Source organism: Cyclobacteriaceae bacterium (genome assembly GCA_025808415.1).
Classification (GTDB): domain Bacteria; phylum Bacteroidota; class Bacteroidia; order Cytophagales; family Cyclobacteriaceae; genus UBA2336.
This window is the reverse complement of record CP075525.1, coordinates 3,636,714-3,655,569: the sequence shown is the minus strand read 5'-3', so window position 1 is coordinate 3,655,569 and position 18,856 is coordinate 3,636,714. Positions and strand designations below refer to the sequence as shown.

Here is an 18,856-nt window from a genome sequence, read left to right as displayed (position 1 = left end):
ATGGCATGGCAGGAACAACTAAGGGGTTATAAAGTTTTAAGGAAGCTTTTAAGCCTGATGAACGACCTTGTAACTTAGGAAGTGCCCTCTATATTTACACCATATTTATTTATGGAATCAGTTACCAAAATTTCCTTTGACGATACCGCTACAGCATTTGCCTACAAGACTGACGCTGAGCTTAAAAAGGCCAATTTTATTTTTTCCCTGGTCAACCATCCGTGGATTTCGGCCATGGCAACAGGCTTGGTCAAAATTGCCCTTGCCTTGCGGCTGCCCGTGGAGGGTATAATTAAGAAAACCGTGTTTTATCATTTTTGTGGCGGTGAAAGCATTGATAAGGCAGCCCATGCCGTAGAGGTTTTGGGAAAGTTTCATGTAGGCGCCATTCTTGATTATTCTGTAGAGGGTGAAAAATCTGAAATTGGTTTTGATGCTACGTTGGAGGAAACCCTGCGTACCATTGAAAAAGCACACGGCTCATCCAACATTCCATTTTGTGTATTTAAACCAACCGGCTTAGGCTCAGCCGAACTACTGACCAAAGTTCAGGCGAATGAAAAACTTTCACCCGAGGAGGAGGCGGCCTACCAACGCATCATCAACCGGTTCGATCGTGTATGTGCAAAAGGTCATGCATACGGAATACCCATCATGATTGATGCGGAAGACTCGTGGTACCAAAACCCGATCGATCGTATTGCGCTGGACTTGATGAAAAAGTACAACCAACAGAAGGCGATTGTGTACAATACCTATCAGCTCTATCGCACAGCCGGCCTGCCTAATTTGCGTAATCATTTTCATGAGGCGGTAATGCACAACGTTTACTTTGGTGCCAAGCTGGTGCGCGGAGCCTACATGGAAAAAGAAAGGGCACGTGCCGAAAAAATGGGTTATGAAAGCTCCATCCATCCCAACAAAGTAGCTACCGATGAAGCGTTTAATAGGGCGTTAGCCTTTTGTATCGATAACAAGCAACGTGTTTCTGTTATGTGCGGCTCGCACAATGAATACAGCAATCATTTCTTAACCGTGCTGATGGAAAAACACGGCATGAAACCTGATGATAAGCGTGCCTGGTTTGCCCAGCTCTACGGCATGAGCGATAATATTTCTTTTAACCTGGCGAAGGCTGGATACAATGTGGTGAAGTACCTGCCCTATGGACCAGTTCGTTCGGTTATGCCGTACCTGCTACGCAGGGCTGCGGAGAATACTTCGGTAGCCGGACAAAGCAGCCGTGAATTGACGTTTATTAAGAAGGAGTTGAAGCGGAGAAAAAATAAATCAATTTGATATAACGATGAGGAAAATCTTATTATTAGCCACACTTTTATTCCCTCTTTATTCCATTGCCCAATTTGGTGTAGCCTATCATCAATCTCAAATACCATTTATAAGTTTTAACTACGAGTTTAAGGAAAGGCTGCGGCCGGAGTTACGGATTTTAACGGATGTTTATTGGGATATTGAGCAGCTTGAGGGTATAATAAATTATAACATCCTGGCAAAGCCTGATTATTCCTTTTATGTAGGTGGTGGTTTAAATTTTTATTACGAAAGTTTGGTGTTTCCTGTGGGCTTCAATTTTTATCCTTTTGAGCGTAAGAAACTCGGCTTCCACATTGAATTAACTCCATTTGTTTCTGACGACCTTATTTTACGTGGAAGTTGGGGTATCCGTTATCGGTTCAAAAAGGAGTAGCGTTAATATTTTAATATATCCTGAAGTGTTTTGATGATCATAGCCAGTTGATCTTTTTCAATATCTCCTAATTTGTGGATAAATCTTTCTTTTGAAATCGATCGTATGTGAAAAACCAGTATTTCAGATTCCCCCATTAAGCCATTGGTTTTAGTTGGTTTTAAAACCGGATTGCCTTTGTAACGCTTAATCTTAGTTGTTAGTGGAGCGGCAATCACCACATTCAAATGTTGGTTGAGTAAATTTCCGCTGATGATTACCACAGGACGCTTACCGGCTTGCTCACTGCCCTTTATGGGGTTAAGGTCGGTAAACCAGATTTCTCCCTGCTTCATTTTTCCAATTGATTGAGGTAATCCGCCATACCTTCCTCAGCCAGGGTAAGTATATCCTTATCAGTTGCTGCTTGCCGGTACGATTTACTGTACTCAGCCTTTTCAAGGTGTTCAAGGTATAGTCGCAGGGCATTTTCAATGAGTTTGTTTTTGGGCACAGAGAGTGATTTGGCCTTTTCCGCAAGTTGCTTGAGCAGGTTGTCCGGAAGGGTACTGGTGAAGGTGGCCATTGTGTTTAATATTTATGAATTGTAAATATAATCCATATTACAGTAATAAGGTTTCTTAGCCCGTTATTTCCCTTATTTTTGCAGAAAAACCGGAGTGTGCAAAGTAAAGACGACATATTAGATTACTTAAGGAAAAACAAGCCGCTTTTCCAACAGAACTTTCACGTAAAGAGGATAGGTCTGATTGGGTCTTTTTCCAGGGATGAGCAGCATAAAGAAAGCGATATTGATCTTATTGCTGAATTTGAGCCGGGTACCAAGGATTTGTACTTACTGAAAGCCAGGCTTAGGCGAATGATGGAAAAACAGTTTGAGCGAAAAGTGGAAATTTGCCGGGAAAAATACCTGAAGCCTTATTACCGAAAACGGATTCTTAAGGATGCCATCTATGTCTGAAAAGGATCTCGCTAATCTTGAAGCGATTATAGATTCCATAAAGAAAATAATCAGGTTTACTTCAAAATTTGATAACCCTGATTCATTTTATGATGATGAGCAGGCGTTTGATGCAGTATTGATGAATTTCGTAATTATTGGAGAAACCGTATCAAAGCTAAGCCAGCCTCTAAAAAAAGAAACAAAGCAAGTGCCGTGGATAAAAATCAAGGCTTTCAGAAATATAATTGCCCATAATTACTTCGGGGTTGATGCGGAAGAAGTATGGCAGATCATAAACGATCAACTTCCAGATTTAAAAGTTGAAATAACCAAGATTATCAAGAAGCGTAACTAATATGAATTTAAGCGAACAGGAAATCATACGCAGGCAGGCGAAAGAAGAATTGGAAAAACTGGGCATTGATCCCTACCCGGCAGAGCTTTTCGAAGTGAATGCTTCGGCCGCTGAGATTCTTGAAAACTACGAGCGTCACAAAAGCGACTATCGCCAGATTTCCATTGCCGGCCGAATTATGAGCCGCAGGATTATGGGCTCGGCCTCCTTTGCTGAACTCCAGGATGAAACAGGCCGTATTCAAATCTACATTCGCAGGGACGACATATGCCCCGGTGAAGATAAAACACTCTACAACACCGTGTTTAAAAAACTCATCGACATTGGCGATATCGTAGGGGTGAAGGGTTACGGATTTACGACACAAACCGGGGAAATATCCATTCATGTAACCGCGTTTAAAATACTTTCCAAGTCGCTAAAGCCGTTGCCTATCGTAAAAGAAACGGTAGATGAACAAGGTGTAACGCACAAGCACGATGCCTTCAGCGACCCTGAACAACGCTACCGCATGCGCTATGTCGATTTGATTGTTAACCCTGAGGTGCGCGACACCTTTGTTAAGCGTACCAAACTGGTAAACTCCATGCGGCAGTACCTGAACGACAAGGCTTATCTTGAAGTTGAAACCCCCATACTGCAACCACTCTATGGTGGGGCAGCGGCCCGTCCTTTTAAAACACACCACAATACGTTGGACATGACATTATACCTGCGTATTGCCAACGAGTTGTATTTGAAACGATTGATTGTTGGCGGCTATAATGGAGTGTACGAATTCTCGAAAGATTTCAGGAACGAAGGTATGTCGCGGTTCCACAATCCGGAGTTTACGCAGGTTGAGTTATACGTAGCCTATAAAGATTATTTCTGGATGATGGACCTGGTGGAGGAGATGATCGAAAAAGTTGCCCTTGATTTGCACGGCACCACCAAGGTAAAGGTTGGAGAATACGAAATTGATTTCCGCAGACCGTGGAAACGGTTCACCATGTTTGAAGCGATACTACATTTTACGGGCATTGATATTTCCGCTATGGATGAAGTCGCTTTGCGCGAAACGTGTACCAAGCTTCATGTTCCGGTAGATGAAACCATGGCTAAAGGAAAACTGATTGATGCGATTTTTGGTGAGAAGTGCGAGCCCTTGCTCATCCAGCCAACCTTTATCATGGATTACCCGGTGGAGATGTCGCCACTGGCCAAGAAACACAGGAGTAAGCCTGGATTGGTGGAGCGATTCGAAGCTATTTGTAACGGGAAAGAAATCTGTAATGCTTTCTCTGAGTTAAATGATCCTATTGATCAGCGTAAGCGTTTTGAAGAACAACTGGAGTTGGGCAAACGTGGCGATGAAGAAGCCATGACGTTGGATGAAGATTTTCTTCGTGCCCTTGAATTTGGCATGCCGCCTACAGCAGGCCTGGGTGTGGGTATCGACCGGTTGTGCATGATCATGACCAACTCACCTTCCATACAGGATGTTTTGTTTTTTCCACAAATGAAACCCGAAAAACAAGGTGGAGGATTTTCAGAGCGCGATGCCGAACAGTTGGGTATCCGAAAAGAACTTTTCCCGGTTCTTCAAAAACTGGGCATCCAATCCGTAGAACAATTGAAGTCCATGAAAGCGTCCAAACTTTTTAATGATGTGTGCGGACTTCGAAAAAAAATGAAGCTGGAGGATGTGAAGAACCCCACTATGGAAGAAGTGGAGGGCTGGTTGAAATAATTTACCTCAGGCTGTCGAGGAATGGTTTCCTGCGCTCCAGTTTTAAATCCTGGAGAACCGAAGCCTTAACGGCAATACGGAAATTATAGTAGGTGAACCTTCCAAAGGGGCCCCAGTTAAAGTTCATTGTCCAGCAATGCAGGTCGCGGGTTATGCCAACATTGGTTGTTGTAAATTCCATATTCTCAAAGTCGAAGCCAGAGTTGAAAGTGATTTTCCATTTTTCCGACAACGACATATCGCCTGAAAATTGAAGGGATTGTGAAATCTGGGGCTCAGCGTTTATAGGGCGTGAGTAATTCAAACTGTAATTGAGTTGAAGGCTCCAGGGAATATTAAAATCAATATACGTATCAGGGTTGGCCAGGTAATATTGCTTTTCCTGTTCCGGCATGTTGGAGCCTGCAATCCGCTCGCGTGTGTCTTGGTTTGCTTCACGCGCCTTTGGGTTCAGGTTCGATCCCAGGGCCAGCGTGGCCGAGGTTATCCGTCCGAGTTTTCCGCCCCGTATGGCCAATTGGTCTATTCTTCTCTCCCGCAAGGTTCCGTTTAAATTTCGTATGGGCACGCCTTCCGGATCAAGTACGTTGATAAAGGTGTAGGGGTCAAGAGTAGCGGCAATGTTAACATTAATGAGGTTATCGAGAATGTTTGTGTTGGCTGCAATGGAAATGGGGGCAAGCTTAAACGAATCGGCAATAATGTTGTACGATGTACCTAACGATAAACTGTTCAGCAAACTTACTTTTCTGGCCACGGTGTCTTTTGCCGACTTCACTTTCATTTCCAGGGTGTTACCCAGCCCTATACCAATGGAACCGCTTTTGCCGGTGGTAGAACCTCCGTACACTGCACCCTGGTGCCTGGATTGGTAAATGACACGGTCGTTTTGTTGTATGGCCTGAAAGTAATTATCGTACTTGGTGAAATCAGGCGTGTAGCCAATCGAAATGTTTGGGTTAACTACGTGGCGAATAGCTTTAATGTTGCCACGCTTAAAGAAATACGTTCCGTAAATACGGGTGTTAAAGCCAGTACTGAAGCTGTAGTTTGCTATGCGGTTAAACCCCCGAATGGTGTCTGTTGCCACCAAGGTGGGCCGGTTGTTAACAAGTTGGTATTCCCAATTATATTTTTCGAAGTACCATTTCTCTTCATAGGAAATTGATGGTGAAACCGTGAAGTAACGGAAGGCTTTAAACGAATACGATACAGGCATGGCGTGGCGGATGCCATTTCTCCCGTTTTCAATAAAGGTTGAAAGATTAGAAAATGTAAAAGGTGCAATACTATCCTGCAGCGGGTTGCTGCCCACCCTTCCCAGGTTATTGGTTATACGATTGGTGGCGGCCATACTATACCCAATTGAAAAGTTATCGAGCTTGGTGGGCGTTCCGTCTTTGCGTTGAAAGGGGTACAGGTTGCGCATGTTCACGGTAAGGGTTGGTGCTGTGAGGTCAACCTGTTCGGTCACCAAATCCTGGTTGTGGCTTATGTTTATACCCATGCTAAAGGGTGTGCCTTTAAAAATTTTATTGTACGATATGTTCGAGTTCATTTTTCGGCTGGTGTTGTTGAACCCCGGTGTATTGATACTGCCGGGCATACCGAAATTAAGATTGTTGTTCTTGTTGTACGAACTGGACGCGGCACTTACGGAAGCGGAAAATCTTCCGGTTCCTTTGGATTGGGGCGAGTGGTTCCACCGTATGCTGAAGTCGTTTGTGATGTTCGGTGCCTCAATTTGAGTTGACGCATTTGTTTTGGAATAGCTGAAATTAAACCCACCGGTGAAATGGTAGCGCCAACTGTAGGGTGCATCGAAATACAGGACATAATCTCCCTTCGAGAATAAATCGGCACGTACCGATAGCTTTACATATTCACTTGCATCCAAAAAGTAGCCCAGGCCGCGGAGGTTAAACCCGCGTATGCGGTCTTCGCCATACGATGGAAACAAAATACCCGAAGTGCTTTCCTGCTTGGCCGGGAACATACCAAACAAAAAACCAAACGGGTACAACGGGATATCGTTGAACTGAAGATAAAACGGACCTGAAACAATTTTATCATTTGGTATGGCCTTGGTTTTGGTTGACCTGATTTCGAAGTGCGGATGCTCCAGGTTGCAGGTGGTGTAGCGGTTACGCACGCTCAGTAATTCATTTTTTTCATTTTTATAAACCACATCACCGTGCAGGTAGCCCTCACCTTGCTGGGTTATAACTTCCGAAATGCGCGCGCGCCCCGTTTTAAAATTGTAGGTAATATCTTTTGTCTCGTAAAGTTCAGGCCCGTTTTTAAAAATGGGGTACCCAACGCGCCTGCCTAACGAATCGCGTATGCCGTGGGCTGTTAAGGTACTGTTGGCATAGTCGATGGTGATTTCTTCGGCCTCCAGTTCAATGGCCCCATAAATAATTTTAGCAGCACCATAAAGCCATATCATCTGGCCATCAACGCTGGTGTGGATGGAGTCGCGTGCTGAATACTTGATGGTTGTTTCAATATCACCTTTTTTGGGCGGAAGCGTGTCGGCAGGGTTTTTGATCGTATCGGTAGCCAGGGTTGCCCGTAAACTATCTTTTGCAACCGGTAGTTGCGACCAAACTTCTGAAAAAGAACAACCAATAACGGCAAGAATGAACAGGGACCGCACACAAAGGGTATTGATGGCCAGGTTTTTAGCTTTTAGTGAAAAATTCACAACTTTGCGCAAAGGTATTGCAAATCGCCAGAACATTGTACTGCCCGTGAGGAATATAGGATTGGTCTTTCTTTCGTTAGCAATAACCTTGCTAAACTTCAGTGCATCAGCCCAAAACGGCAGTCAAAGTGCTTCCGCCAAAAAGTTTACCGTCTGCATCGATCCCGGGCATGGCGGAACCCAACCTGGTACCTTCGGGAAATTCACCAAAGAGAAAGACATTACGTTAAAGCTCGCTTTAAAACTGGGCGAGGTACTGGAAAAAAATATGCCCGAGGTAAAGGTGGTGTATACCCGTAAAACCGATATAACCATAGGTTTGAAGGAACGTGCCAAAGTAGCCAACGACCATCATGCCGATTTATTTATTTCCATACACGCCAACTCGCTCCCTGAAAACACCCCGGACCAGCGCAGGCAATCAATTTTTGGAACGGAGACTTACGTGCTTGGTCTCCATCGGTCCCAGGAAAGTTTGGAAGTGGCCATGCGGGAAAACTCGGTGATTTTGCTGGAGGAAAACTATGAAGAAAAGTACCAGGGCTTTGATCCAAAATCACCCGAGTCCTACATCTTGTTCAGCCTTACCCAATCGGCCAACCATGAGTCCAGTATTTATTTTGCCGACCTGGTTGAAAAGCAATTTGGCGATAAAGCCGGGCGCAAAAGCAGGGGCGTTAAACAAGCTGGCTTTCAGGTATTATGGGAAACCGCCATGCCGGCTGTCCTGATCGAAATAGGATACCTCTCCAATACCAAAGAAGAAAAGGAGTTAAACGATGCCCAAGTTCAGGAATACATTGCCTCAGCTATATTCAGGGCCATACGCGAGTATAAAAACAAGGTAAAATCTCTAAATTAGGCACCGAATTAAAAGCCTCAACTGTACCCCATGACAATATCGAAAGAAGTACGCGTTGGCCTGTTTATGGTCGTGTCGCTGGTGTTGCTTTACCTTGGCTTCAACTTTTTAAAAGGCATCGATTTTTTTTCCTCCCGAAAAAAGTATTACGCCATTTATGATAATGTCGATCAGCTCATGCCCTCTAACCAGGTTTACCTTAGTGGTGTTTCGGTAGGGCGTGTAAGTAAAATACAAATCCAGCAGGCGAAAAAGAGAGTGGTAGTGGAATTGGAAATTGATTCGTATGTCGTGCTGGGCGATTCTTCCGAAGCAATCTTGAATGGCGATTTCCTGGGCACTAAGTTTATTCAGTTATCAATTGGCAATGTTCGTCAGCCCCTTAAACCGCGCGATACCCTCTATTCTTCGGTAGCGAAGGGAATTACTTCATTTTTGGAAGAAAGCGCAGCACCGGTGGCAGACAATCTTCAGTCTACCCTGCGTAAACTCAACACCATACTCGATAACCTTATCCGTAATTCACAAAAGATTGATGGGATTTTTGACGACTTTAAAGAGACACCGACTAAGATTAACCATACAATTGATAATACAAACAGAACCATAACCAGCCTTAGCGACAGTATTAAATTTTTAACGGCTCACATTAACCGCACCTTGCGGCAGTTGGATCCCACGCTTCAAAATTTCAAAACCATTTCAGATTCCTTAAAATCGGTGGAGGTGAATGAAACTTTGGTAAAGATTAAGCAAACCCTGGCCAAACTAAACGAAACCCTGGGGCAGTTCAGCAAAGGTGATAATACAGTGAGCAAGTTAATGACGGAGGACTCCTTATATGTGAACCTTAACAAAATGTTACTCTCCATCGATTCCCTGGCCAAACACTTCAACAGTAACCCCAAACATTTTATGGCACCGTTAGGGAAGAGTCAAAAGAAAATACAGCGCGATTTAAAGAAGCAACGCAAGGAAGATTAATTGATATAATACCTCTATCATGCCCGAGAAGGACCTGGAGTTTAACAAGAATGAAGACCGGTATAAACAACTTGTTCAGCAATTGCAAAGCAAGCAAGCCAAAACACGGCTTGGCGGTGGACAAAAGAAAATAGACGAACAGCACCAAAAAGGAAAACTGACAGCACGCGAGCGCATAGAATATCTTACCGATAAAAATTCAGAATTTTTAGAGATTGGTTTGTTTGCCGGTGAAGGCATGTACACCGAGTATGGAGGATGCCCATCGGCAGGAGTGGTTGCCGGCATCGGATATATTCACGGAAGACAATGTGTTATTGTGGCAAATGATGCCACCGTTAAGGCAGGGGCGTGGTTTCCCATTACAGCCAAAAAAAATTTAAGGATTCAGGAGATTGCCATGGAAAACCGATTGCCGGTGGTTTACCTGGTAGATAGCGCGGGGGTTTTCCTGCCCATGCAGGATGAAATATTCCCGGATAAAGAGCATTTCGGCAGGCAGTTCAGGAACAACGCACGGATGTCTGCAATGGGTATTGTACAGATTGCGGCCATCATGGGCAGTTGTGTGGCCGGTGGTGCATACCTGCCCATTATGTCGGATGAAGCCATGATTGTTGACAAAACAGGCTCGATTTTTTTAGCGGGTTCGTACCTGGTAAAAGCCGCTATTGGTGAAGACATTGACAATGAAACACTAGGTGGTGCCACAACACATTGTGAAATCTCAGGTGTAACCGATAATAAATTCCCCAACGATCAGGCTTGTCTTGATTATATCCGATCAATCTTCAATAAAATTGGCCATGATGAAAAGGCCGGTTTTGACCGGATTGATTCCCGTCCTCCAAAAGAAAACATGCCTGATATTTATGGCCTGTTTCCTTCCGATCGAGTTAAGCCTTACGATACATTGGAGATCATCAAGCGATTGGTTGATGACTCTGAATTTGATGAGTATAAGGCTTTGTACGGTAAAACCATTATTTGCGGCACAGCACGCATTGATGGCTGGGCCGTGGGCATAATTGCCAACCAACGCAAGGTTGTTAAAACAAAGAAGGGCGAAATGCAAATGGGAGGTGTGATTTATTCTGATTCTGCTGATAAAGCGGCACGGTTCATCATGAATTGCAACCAGCGTAAAATCCCTTTAGTTTTTATTCAGGATGTAAGCGGTTTTATGGTGGGCAGCAAAGCTGAGCATGGCGGTATCATTAAAGACGGTGCAAAAATGGTAAATGCAATGGCCAACTCTACCGTGCCGAAGTTTACCATCATTATCGGTAACTCTTATGGTGCCGGCAATTATGCCATGTGCGGTAAAGCCTACGATCCACGTTTGATCTTTGCATGGCCCTCTGCACAAATAGCCGTGATGAGCGGTGCCTCAGCAGCCAAAACATTGCTGCAAATACGGGTAAATGCATTCAAGGCACAAGGTAAAGCCATCTCAAAAGAAGAAGAGGACACATTGTTAAAGGAAATTACTGACCGGTATAACGAACAACTCAGTCCTTATTATGCGGCTTCACGCCTGTGGGTCGATGGGGTAATCGACCCGCTGGAAACACGAAAAGTAATTTCCATGGGCATAGCAGCAGCCAACCATGCCCCGGTTGAACATTTTAATGTTGGGGTTATTCAAACATGATGTCAGATAAAGAACTTAAGGCACTGGTTTCGTTATTGGATGATGAGGATGAACAAGTAGTCTCTCACGTAACCGATAAAATCCGTTCTTTAGGTAAAGAAATAATCCCCTACCTCGAACAGCAATGGGAGAGCAGTTTCAATCCCCAGGTACAGCAGAAAATTGAAGGGTTAATTCACGATTTGCAGTATGCGTTGATCAAGCAACGGGTAAAAGAATGGTATGCCAGCGAGGATCAGGATTTACTTACCGGATTGTGGCTGATTGCGACCTACCAATATCCTGACCTGGAATTGGAAAAGTTAAAGCAAGACCTTGAGCAATTGTACTACGAAGCCTGGTTGGAATTTAAACCCGACCTTTACCCGTTCGATCAGGTGAAGGTGCTGAACAGTGTGTTGTTCAACAAACTGAAATTTTCAGCCAACACAAAAAATTTCCATTCGCCTGGTAACTCCATGATAAACGTGGTATTGGAAACGCGCAGGGGAAACCCGATTTCGTTGTGTGTGATTTACATGCTGGTTGCACAAAAATTGAAATTGCCGGTGTATGGCGTAAATCTTCCCAACTTGTTTGTGCTCATCTACCAGGAGGGTAAAAATTCTTTTTATATCAATGCCTTTAACAAAGGCCTTATTTTTTCAAGGCAGGATATCGAAAACTATATCCACGAATTGCGACTCACACCCCAGCCTTCGTTTTTTGAACCCTGCTCAAACCTCGAAATTATCCGTAGGGTGTTCCGAAACCTGATTATGTCATTCGATAAAATGGGCGAGCATGAAAAGGCCGAAGAGGTAAAAGAGTTGCTGCTCATCATTGCTGATGGTGCCGACCTGGGTGTTTAGTTTCTGCGGATATTACAGCCTACAGGCCGTGTTTCAGTAGTTTCAACTTTCTGCCCGGCCAACATTCGTTCCAATGCATCTTTCAAGTAGAATTGAAAGACGTCTTCAGCGGATTGGGCATTGTCATCTATGGCGCCCCGGTAGGCAACCGTAAATTTCCCTGCTGTTGACTTAAGTAAAAATGCTTCGGGGCTTTTTCGTGCATTGAATTGAATCAGTACCTTTTGGTCTTTGTCGGCCAGGTAAGGTATTGTAAATTTTTGCTGTTGTGCATGGGTCCTCATCGCCTCTACAGACTCTTCATCATCAGTAAATGAGTTTACAAGAAGTACCGGAATTTTTCCCGCATAATTGTCGGCAAGTTTTTGAATCCGATCGGCATAGTGCCGATCGAAAGGGCATGTATTGCTGGTAAAAATTATAATCACAGCAGGTGAGGTGTTGTACGAAGAAAGCGAAATCTTGTTATTATCGGTTACGTTTGTCAAGGTAAAATTCCCAATCGTTTGTGCATTGGAGAACAACACCGGCAGAAGAAGGATCAGAATGGATAACTTCATGACTTACAGGTTATAGACAATCGCAAAAGTGTCCGCTATTTGATAGCGTAAAGTAAGCGTTGTCTGTCTATCCTCGACAATAATCCGGCCAATTAAATTACCCCTTTTTTGAAGGCTAAACGGGCTTACCAACAGGTTTTTTGCAAAAATTATGTCCTTTTTACCGTACACTTTCAACATGGCCTCTTTGGCACACCAATAAATACACAACTTGGTTATGTCATTCCCGGCATCCTCATACTCAGTTGGGTGCAGCATACGTGGCGCAATTCTTGAAAGTTTGGGTTTGCTATGCTCCAGGTCAATGCCCACCTCTTTTTCTTTGTCCACAATGGCTGTTACGTAAGGGAAGGAATGGCTGAGTGAAACATAAAAGCTTGAATTTTTTAAAAACGGTTTTCCATGTTCGTTTTTTGTCAAACCTTCAAAACCCATCCCCCATTCATTTAATAATTTTTTGATCACAGCCCTGACGGCCAGGTACTCCAGTCTTTTTTCCGGGTGTTTAATTTCCTGTGGTATAATTTCCGGTGCTGCTAGCCGGAGTTGTTCTTCAGGCTCCTCGATTTTCCACAACCCCCAGGCACGTGTAGCCGATACTTCTTGCTTTATCAGGGGCATTGTTTCAAGGTTTATGCAACAATTTTACTACAAACTTGTGTAAACTTTAACACCTTTGCAGCAGTTATCTATACGATGAGTAAGGTTGACGTAAAGCGATTACACAACATCACTGGGCACCGCGATTCCGTCTATACCCTCCAGCAGGCCGATAGGCATAACCTTTTTTTTAGTGGTTCGGGTGATGGTATGGTAGTGCTCTGGAACCTGGAGCATCCCGATGAGGGTGAACTGATCGCTAAACTTCCGCACTCCGTTTATGCTTTGCATGTTCATCGGCCTACAGGCTTGCTGGTGGCGGGCCACAATTACGATGGTATCCATGTTATCGACTGGAAGAATAAACAGGCGGGTGGTTCGTTAAAGATGACCAAGGCAGCCATATTTGATATCCAATCGATGGGTAATCGGATATTTGTTGCTGATGGGGCAGGCTCTTTAACTGAACTGGATTTGCAAAACCTTGCCATTTCCAATACCCAAAAGCATTCGGATAAAAGTGCCCGGACCATAGCCATAAACCCGGCCTCGGCCGAGCTTGCAGTGGGGTATAGCGATTGCTCTATCCGCATTTTTAACCTGGTGGATCTTTCGTTAAAGCAGCAATGGGTAGCACACACCAATTCGGTATTTACACTTCGTTACACTCCGGATGGCAATTTTTTGATGAGTGGGTCGCGTGACGCTCGCCTAAAATTGTGGGATGTACATGCCGGATACCTCCCCGCTACGGAGGTGGTAGCCCATATGTATGCAATAAATCATATCGATTTTAGCCCCGATTCCAAACATTTCGTAACTTGTAGCATGGATAAGTCCATAAAGGTGTGGGACTTACAGGAACTGAGGTTGTTGAAAGTGATCGATAAGGGCCGGCATGCCGGCCATGGTACCTCGGTAAATAAGCTTCTGTGGACGCACCACCATGGGCAATTGGTGAGCGCCAGCGATGACCGTACCATGTCCGTATGGAGTATTGAATTTAATAGCCAGAGCCTTGATACCTGATTTTTTATCGGCTCCAATTTTTTAAACTTAACCCGTAGTACAATGAAAATTACACCGCTTGAAATCCGGCAAAAAACCTTCGAGAAGCATTTTCGTGGATACGATAAGGACGAAGTGAATGCTTTTTTACTAACCCTTTCCTCGGAATGGGAGCGATTGGTGGATGAAGGAAAGGAATTGCGCATTAAACTTGAAGCAGCAGAAAGGGAAGTGAACAAATTACGCGAGGTAGAAAGCTCGTTGTATAAAACCCTAAAAACAGCAGAAGACACCGGTGCCCATGTTATTGAACAGGCGAGGCAGGCAGCCGATTTGCATTTGCGTGAATCGCAGTTAAAAGCAGAAGCCATGTTAAATGAAGCCAAAATGATGGCCGGTAATACCATTGATGAGGCTGAACAACGTGCCAGGCAAGTGCTGGCCGAGATGGAGGAGCGTCTTCGCGGCATGGTTGAGAATTATAAAAAACTTGAGTCTACCCGCGATGATTTATTACAAGAACTTAAGCGGATTTCGCAGGATAGTATTGAGCGTGTTGAACGAATCCAAAATAACCAAAAGGGTTTCGATGCCGATAAGCATTTCTCACAGGCCCGCATGGAAGTGAAAAAGGCGGTGTTCCCGAATGCCGACAACGCTCCACTATTCTCAAAACCTGAAGAACCTAAGAAAGAAGAGCCAAAGAAAATTGTGGTTCCTGAGCCGGTCCCTGAACCACAACCGGCTGCCATTTTAGTGGAGCAGGAAATTGTAATGGTTGAAGCCCAGCCAAGAAAAATAACTTCCTTTTTTGACGAGATTGGATGACCGGTCGTGTTGCGCTTGAAGGTCTTGAGTTCCACGCCTTTCATGGTGTGTACCCGCATGAGCGTGAATCCGGTAACTGGTTTGAGGTAGATGTAGCCGTTGAAACAGATTTTACAGCAGATGCATTTCAGGATGATTTGTCAGGCACGGTAAACTATGAAGCGCTTTTCAGGATCATTAAAGATGAAATGGAGAAACCGTCCAAACTTCTGGAAACCGTGGCAGGCCAGATAATCGACTGCATCTTCCGTGAATTGCCGGTGGTACAAGCCGTAGAATTGAAAATTTCTAAAATTAATCCGCCCATAGGAGGTAAGTGCAAACGTGCTACGGTGGAGATTTATAAAAAACGGTAAGGGCTTTTGCTGGTTATCTATTCCTTGGTTGCTTCCCTGCCTTGTACAAGGGCATCCTGCATGGTTTCTTTAACTGTTTGTACACGTTTCATTTCAGATTCCAGGTACTTTGTAAGCTCAACTTCTTTGTATTCCTCAGGCTTGAACTCGCGCATCCACCGCATCATGCCTTTACTTGCGGAATCAATCAGTAAAATGGTCTGTTCGATCTCCTGGCGTTTTTCTTCCACCAGGTCAGGCGAGTTTTCAATCTTTTCAGTTAATTGTTTTTTTAGTTTGTAGAGTTCATCCATGCTGGGCATAACTTCATCATGGATATCCATCACCTGGTTGTAAAGTACTTTGTTGGTGTCTTCTTCTGTTTTTTTGGGGCTGCATGAGGTTGAAAGTATAAACAGGGAAGCAACTAGGATGAGTAGTTTTTTCATGGTATTGTGAGATTTTCAGCAAAAGTACGCCCTCTTTTAACATCCATCAACTCAGCCTAACGATTATTAGGGTAATAAAAAGATTTTCTAAAAATTTTGTTGGTATTGTAAATTCATCTTTATTAGAGCATTGATTTAGAGAGATGAAAAGCTTCAACGCATTTTTTTGGTTTTACTACTACTATTTTAAAGCCCTTCCGGGATTTGAACGAGTAGCGGTATGTTGTTGAAGTAAGCGATAACAGAGAACTCAGAAAAGTCCCGGTGAACAGCCGGGACTTTTTTTATGACTACAAACAAATGGCAAAGCGAAAGAAGTTAAGAGTAGCGATTCAAGGTTTGACCGCCAGCTTTCATGAAGTGGCCGCGCAAACCTGGTTCAATCAGCCGATTGAAGTAGTGGAGTGCCTTACCTTTCATCAACTGTGTGAAACACTGGCCAATGGCAAGTCCGACTTTGCCGTGATGGCAATAGAAAACTCCATTGCCGGCAGCATTTTGCCAAACTATTTTTTGCTGCAACAATACCATTTCAACATCATAGGAGAATTGTATTTACCCATTCATATGCATTTGCTTACCCTGCCCGGTGTAAAGCTTTCGGATATTACCAGCATAGAATCGCACCCGATGGCGCTGCGTCAGTGCACGGAATTTATTCATGCCTTAAACTCCAATGGCCACCGTATTGAAATCCGCGAAAGCGATGACACAGCACTTTCTGCAAAGCGGGTTAAGGAATTGAAATTGAAAAATACCGGAGCTATTGCCAATGAATTGGCAGCAAAAAAATACGGTCTGCAAATTCTTGAAAAGCGAATCGAGACGCATAAGAAGAATTTTACTCGCTTTCTGATATTGAGCAGGAAGTCTGTGGAAAATAAACAGGCCAATAAAGCTTCTTTAAGTTTTGAGGTGGCCAACGAAGTAGGCAGCCTGGCCGATACGTTAATGACGTTAAAGAGCAATCAAATCAACCTTACCAAAATTCAATCCATACCCGTAATCGGTAAACCCAATGAATACTCCATTCATGTGGATGTGGAATGGAAACGCAGAAAAAACTATGACGATGCCTTGAAACTGGTTTTACGTCAGGTAAAAAATTTAAATGTGTTGGGGGAATATAAGAAGGCAAAAATTGAGTACACCTAGTGAAAGAATAGTGACATGATAACAACAGCAAGAAGAATTAATAACGTTGAGGAATACTACTTCAGTAAAAAGCTGGCTGAAGTGCGTGCGTTGGATACTCCTGATTTTCCCATCATCAACCTGGGAATTGGAAGTCCGGATTTAGCACCTGCACAAAGCGCCATTGATGCATTGATGAACTCCGCGCAAAATCCTGCCCATCATGGTTACCAGAATTATAAGGGGATTCCCGATCTGCGTAAAGCCATAGCAGAATTTTATTCCCGGATTTACAACACGGCAATCAACCCCGAAACAATGATCCTTCCCCTGATGGGTTCGAAGGAGGGTATACTTCACATCAGCATGGCCTTCCTGAATGAAGAAGATGAAGTACTTATTCCAGACCCGGGTTATCCTACGTATGCCTCCGTAACCAACCTGGTGGGGGCAAAGGCGAAAACCTATACACTTAAAGAAAATCTTGATTGGGGTATTGATTTTGATGAACTGAGCAGACAGGACCTTTCAAAGGTTAAAATTATGTGGGTGAATTTTCCGCACATGCCTACGGGCAGGATTGCCTCACAGGCGGAACTTGAAAGACTCGTGGCGCTGGCACATCAACATAATTTTTTGATCGTGAATGATAACCCATACAGTTTAATCCTGAATAATCATCCGCTGAGCTTACTTTCCATTGATGGCGCAGAAGAAGTAGCGCTTGAGCTGAACTCGTTAAGCAAATCGCATAATATGGCCGGTTGGCGTTTGGGCTGGGTTGCCGGAAAGAAGGAATACATTGATGCGGTGCTTCGTGTACGCAGCAATATGGATTCCGGAATGTTTCTCAGCCTGCAACATGCTGCCGTTGAAGCCTTGAAGCAAGGCGAAGATTGGTTTATGGAATTGAATACTGTTTATTCAGAAAGAAGGAAGCTGGCACATGCTATTCTGCAAACTTTGGACTGCTCATTTTCACCTAACCAGTCTGGTTTATTTTTGTGGGCAAAAGTTCCTGACAGTGTTAGCGATGTTGGTGCGTTTATCGATAAAATTTTATACGAAGCCAAAGTGTTCATCACCCCGGGTTTTGTTTTTGGCGATGCGGGTAAACGCTACATACGAATTTCACTTTGCGCAAAAGAAGAAAAATTTAAAGAAGCACATCAGCGTATTGCCAGGTGGAAAGCTTCTGTAGCAATAAATTCTAAATCGATAGCTGCATGAAAGTAACGATAGTTGGTTTAGGATTGATCGGTGGATCCATGGCAATTGATCTTCGTAAAACAGGATTTGCTACCGAATTAATTGGTGTTGATTTAAATCCCCATCATGCGCAACGTGCACTGGATCGCGGCTTGGTTGATAGAATCGAACAAGAGGATGTGGCCTTTGCTTTAGCCGACTTAATTATTCTTACCATACCGGTAAATGCCCTGGTGGCCTTGCTGCCTTCTGTTTTGGATAGCGTAAAAGCAAAAACTGTGGTTATGGATGTAGGTTCAACCAAAGCGCAAATTTGTAAATCGATAGCTAACCATAGCAAGCGTTCGCAGTTTGTGGCCGCCCACCCGATTGCCGGAACAGAAAACTCCGGTCCTGATGCAGCCTTTTCAGGATTGTTCGGCAAGAAGACAACCATTGTTTGTGATCATGAACGGTCTTCCGTATATGCCCTTGGTGTGGCACAAAAAGTTTTTGCTGCGCTGGAGATGAATGTTATTTACATGCAACCTGAAGAACATGATAAACATGTTGCGTACGTTTCGCACTTGTCGCATGTCAGTTCTTTTTTATTAGGCCAAACTGTTTTGGATATTGAAAAGGACGAAAAAAATATTTTTACCCTGGCCGGTAGTGGCTTTGCTTCTACTGTACGCCTTGCCAAGAGTTCCCCCGCTATGTGGGCACCTATTTTTGAACAGAACATGGAATACCTGAGCCAGGCGCTACAGGAATATATTATTCATCTTCAACGGTTTCAATACCACCTGATGAAACGCGACACCAAAGAACTTAGCAGGATAATGACGGAAGCAAACCATATCAGGAGAATACTGGATGGTTTTGAAAACCCAACTCAGGAGAAAAACTTAAACGGAACACATAAAGCAACACAAACCTCAAACACGATTTAAGAATT

21 protein-coding genes are annotated in these 18,856 nt (G+C 43.9%); 15 read left to right on the top strand and 6 right to left on the bottom strand.

Translation table 11 applies throughout. The features are described from left to right. The first annotated feature begins 111 nt into the window (after window positions 1–111). Complete coding sequence (locus KIT51_16135; GenBank protein ID UYN86372.1) at window positions 112–1,299, top strand: proline dehydrogenase family protein; 1,188 nt, start codon at window positions 112–114, stop codon at window positions 1,297–1,299. A gap of 7 nt (window positions 1,300–1,306) precedes the next feature. After that, a complete protein-coding gene (locus tag KIT51_16130; GenBank protein ID UYN86371.1) occupies window positions 1,307–1,708 on the top strand; it encodes a hypothetical protein in 402 nt (133 codons plus the stop codon). Between the two features lie 2 nt (window positions 1,709–1,710). Here KIT51_16130 and KIT51_16125 read toward each other — a convergent pair whose 3' ends face one another. Then, a complete protein-coding gene (locus KIT51_16125) occupies window positions 1,711–2,043 on the bottom strand; it encodes a type II toxin-antitoxin system PemK/MazF family toxin (GenBank protein UYN86370.1) in 333 nt (110 codons plus the stop codon). Continuing rightward, window positions 2,040–2,273 (bottom strand): ribbon-helix-helix domain-containing protein, encoded by a 234-nt coding sequence (locus KIT51_16120; GenBank protein ID UYN86369.1) that lies wholly within the window; start codon window positions 2,271–2,273, stop codon window positions 2,040–2,042. The genes KIT51_16125 and KIT51_16120 overlap by 4 nt, the downstream gene beginning before the upstream one ends. Before the next feature lie 96 nt (window positions 2,274–2,369). Here KIT51_16120 and KIT51_16115 point away from each other — a divergent pair, with 96 nt between their 5' ends. From KIT51_16115 to lysS, 3 genes are read left to right on the top strand one after another with little or no spacing between them, the layout of a single operon-like run. Next, the gene (locus KIT51_16115) at window positions 2,370–2,669 is read left to right on the top strand and encodes a nucleotidyltransferase domain-containing protein (protein UYN86368.1); all 300 of its coding nucleotides are present in this window, start codon (window positions 2,370–2,372) and stop codon (window positions 2,667–2,669) included. Then, window positions 2,662–3,006, top strand: a complete 345-nt coding sequence (locus tag KIT51_16110) for a DUF86 domain-containing protein (GenBank protein ID UYN86367.1) — start codon at window positions 2,662–2,664, stop codon at window positions 3,004–3,006. Before KIT51_16115 ends, KIT51_16110 begins: the two co-directional genes overlap by 8 nt. 1 nt (window position 3,007) lies before the next feature. Next, window positions 3,008–4,738 carry a lysine--tRNA ligase gene (gene lysS, locus KIT51_16105; protein ID UYN86366.1) on the top strand — a complete coding sequence of 577 codons (1,731 nt, stop codon included), beginning with the start codon at window positions 3,008–3,010 and terminating at the stop codon, window positions 4,736–4,738. A 1-nt stretch (window position 4,739) separates the two neighbouring features. On the opposite strand, the gene KIT51_16100 is transcribed toward lysS, so the two are convergent. Further along, on the bottom strand, window positions 4,740–7,445 hold the full coding sequence (locus KIT51_16100) for an LPS-assembly protein LptD (GenBank protein ID UYN86365.1): 2,706 nt from the start codon (window positions 7,443–7,445) through the stop codon (window positions 4,740–4,742). On the opposite strand from KIT51_16100, the gene KIT51_16095 reads away from it, so the two are divergent. From KIT51_16095 to KIT51_16080, 4 genes are read left to right on the top strand one after another with little or no spacing between them, the layout of a single operon-like run. Beyond that, window positions 7,411–8,307, top strand: coding sequence for an N-acetylmuramoyl-L-alanine amidase (locus tag KIT51_16095; GenBank protein ID UYN86364.1), 897 nt, complete (start codon window positions 7,411–7,413; stop codon window positions 8,305–8,307). The two genes, KIT51_16100 and KIT51_16095, sit on opposite strands and share 35 nt — an antisense overlap. Window positions 8,308–8,337: 30 nt before the next feature. Then, window positions 8,338–9,291: an MCE family protein gene (locus KIT51_16090; protein ID UYN86363.1), complete on the top strand. Its 954-nt coding sequence runs from the start codon at window positions 8,338–8,340 to the stop codon at window positions 9,289–9,291. 19 nt (window positions 9,292–9,310) lie between these two features. Further along, the gene (locus KIT51_16085; protein UYN86362.1) at window positions 9,311–10,945 is read left to right on the top strand and encodes an acyl-CoA carboxylase subunit beta; all 1,635 of its coding nucleotides are present in this window, start codon (window positions 9,311–9,313) and stop codon (window positions 10,943–10,945) included. Next, a complete protein-coding gene (locus KIT51_16080) occupies window positions 10,945–11,796 on the top strand; it encodes a transglutaminase family protein (GenBank protein ID UYN88612.1) in 852 nt (283 codons plus the stop codon). Before KIT51_16085 ends, KIT51_16080 begins: the two co-directional genes overlap by 1 nt. On the opposite strand, the gene KIT51_16075 is transcribed toward KIT51_16080, so the two are convergent. Both KIT51_16075 and KIT51_16070 read right to left on the bottom strand, forming a co-directional pair. After that, window positions 11,793–12,356: a redoxin domain-containing protein gene (locus tag KIT51_16075; GenBank protein UYN86361.1), complete on the bottom strand. Its 564-nt coding sequence runs from the start codon at window positions 12,354–12,356 to the stop codon at window positions 11,793–11,795. The two genes, KIT51_16080 and KIT51_16075, sit on opposite strands and share 4 nt — an antisense overlap. Before the next feature lie 3 nt (window positions 12,357–12,359). Next, window positions 12,360–12,977, bottom strand: coding sequence for a 4'-phosphopantetheinyl transferase superfamily protein (locus KIT51_16070; protein ID UYN86360.1), 618 nt, complete (start codon window positions 12,975–12,977; stop codon window positions 12,360–12,362). A gap of 75 nt (window positions 12,978–13,052) precedes the next feature. Here KIT51_16070 and KIT51_16065 point away from each other — a divergent pair, with 75 nt between their 5' ends. The 3 genes from KIT51_16065 to folB are packed head-to-tail and all read left to right on the top strand — an operon-like array spanning window position 13,053 to window position 15,148. Then, on the top strand, window positions 13,053–13,985 hold the full coding sequence (locus KIT51_16065; protein ID UYN86359.1) for a WD40 repeat domain-containing protein: 933 nt from the start codon (window positions 13,053–13,055) through the stop codon (window positions 13,983–13,985). A gap of 42 nt (window positions 13,986–14,027) precedes the next feature. Continuing rightward, a complete protein-coding gene (locus tag KIT51_16060; GenBank protein UYN86358.1) occupies window positions 14,028–14,792 on the top strand; it encodes a DivIVA domain-containing protein in 765 nt (254 codons plus the stop codon). Then, window positions 14,789–15,148 (top strand): dihydroneopterin aldolase, encoded by a 360-nt coding sequence (folB, locus tag KIT51_16055; protein UYN86357.1) that lies wholly within the window; start codon window positions 14,789–14,791, stop codon window positions 15,146–15,148. Before KIT51_16060 ends, folB begins: the two co-directional genes overlap by 4 nt. 17 nt (window positions 15,149–15,165) lie before the next feature. On the opposite strand, the gene KIT51_16050 is transcribed toward folB, so the two are convergent. Next, window positions 15,166–15,576: a hypothetical protein gene (locus KIT51_16050; protein UYN86356.1), complete on the bottom strand. Its 411-nt coding sequence runs from the start codon at window positions 15,574–15,576 to the stop codon at window positions 15,166–15,168. Between the two features lie 300 nt (window positions 15,577–15,876). Here KIT51_16050 and KIT51_16045 point away from each other — a divergent pair, with 300 nt between their 5' ends. The 3 genes from KIT51_16045 to KIT51_16035 are packed head-to-tail and all read left to right on the top strand — an operon-like array spanning window position 15,877 to window position 18,851. Next, complete coding sequence (locus KIT51_16045) at window positions 15,877–16,731, top strand: prephenate dehydratase (protein UYN86355.1); 855 nt, start codon at window positions 15,877–15,879, stop codon at window positions 16,729–16,731. A gap of 15 nt (window positions 16,732–16,746) precedes the next feature. Beyond that, complete coding sequence (locus tag KIT51_16040; GenBank protein UYN86354.1) at window positions 16,747–17,940, top strand: aminotransferase class I/II-fold pyridoxal phosphate-dependent enzyme; 1,194 nt, start codon at window positions 16,747–16,749, stop codon at window positions 17,938–17,940. Beyond that, a complete protein-coding gene (locus KIT51_16035) occupies window positions 17,937–18,851 on the top strand; it encodes a prephenate dehydrogenase (GenBank protein UYN86353.1) in 915 nt (304 codons plus the stop codon). The genes KIT51_16040 and KIT51_16035 overlap by 4 nt, the downstream gene beginning before the upstream one ends. The last annotated feature ends 5 nt before the right edge of the window (window positions 18,852–18,856 follow it).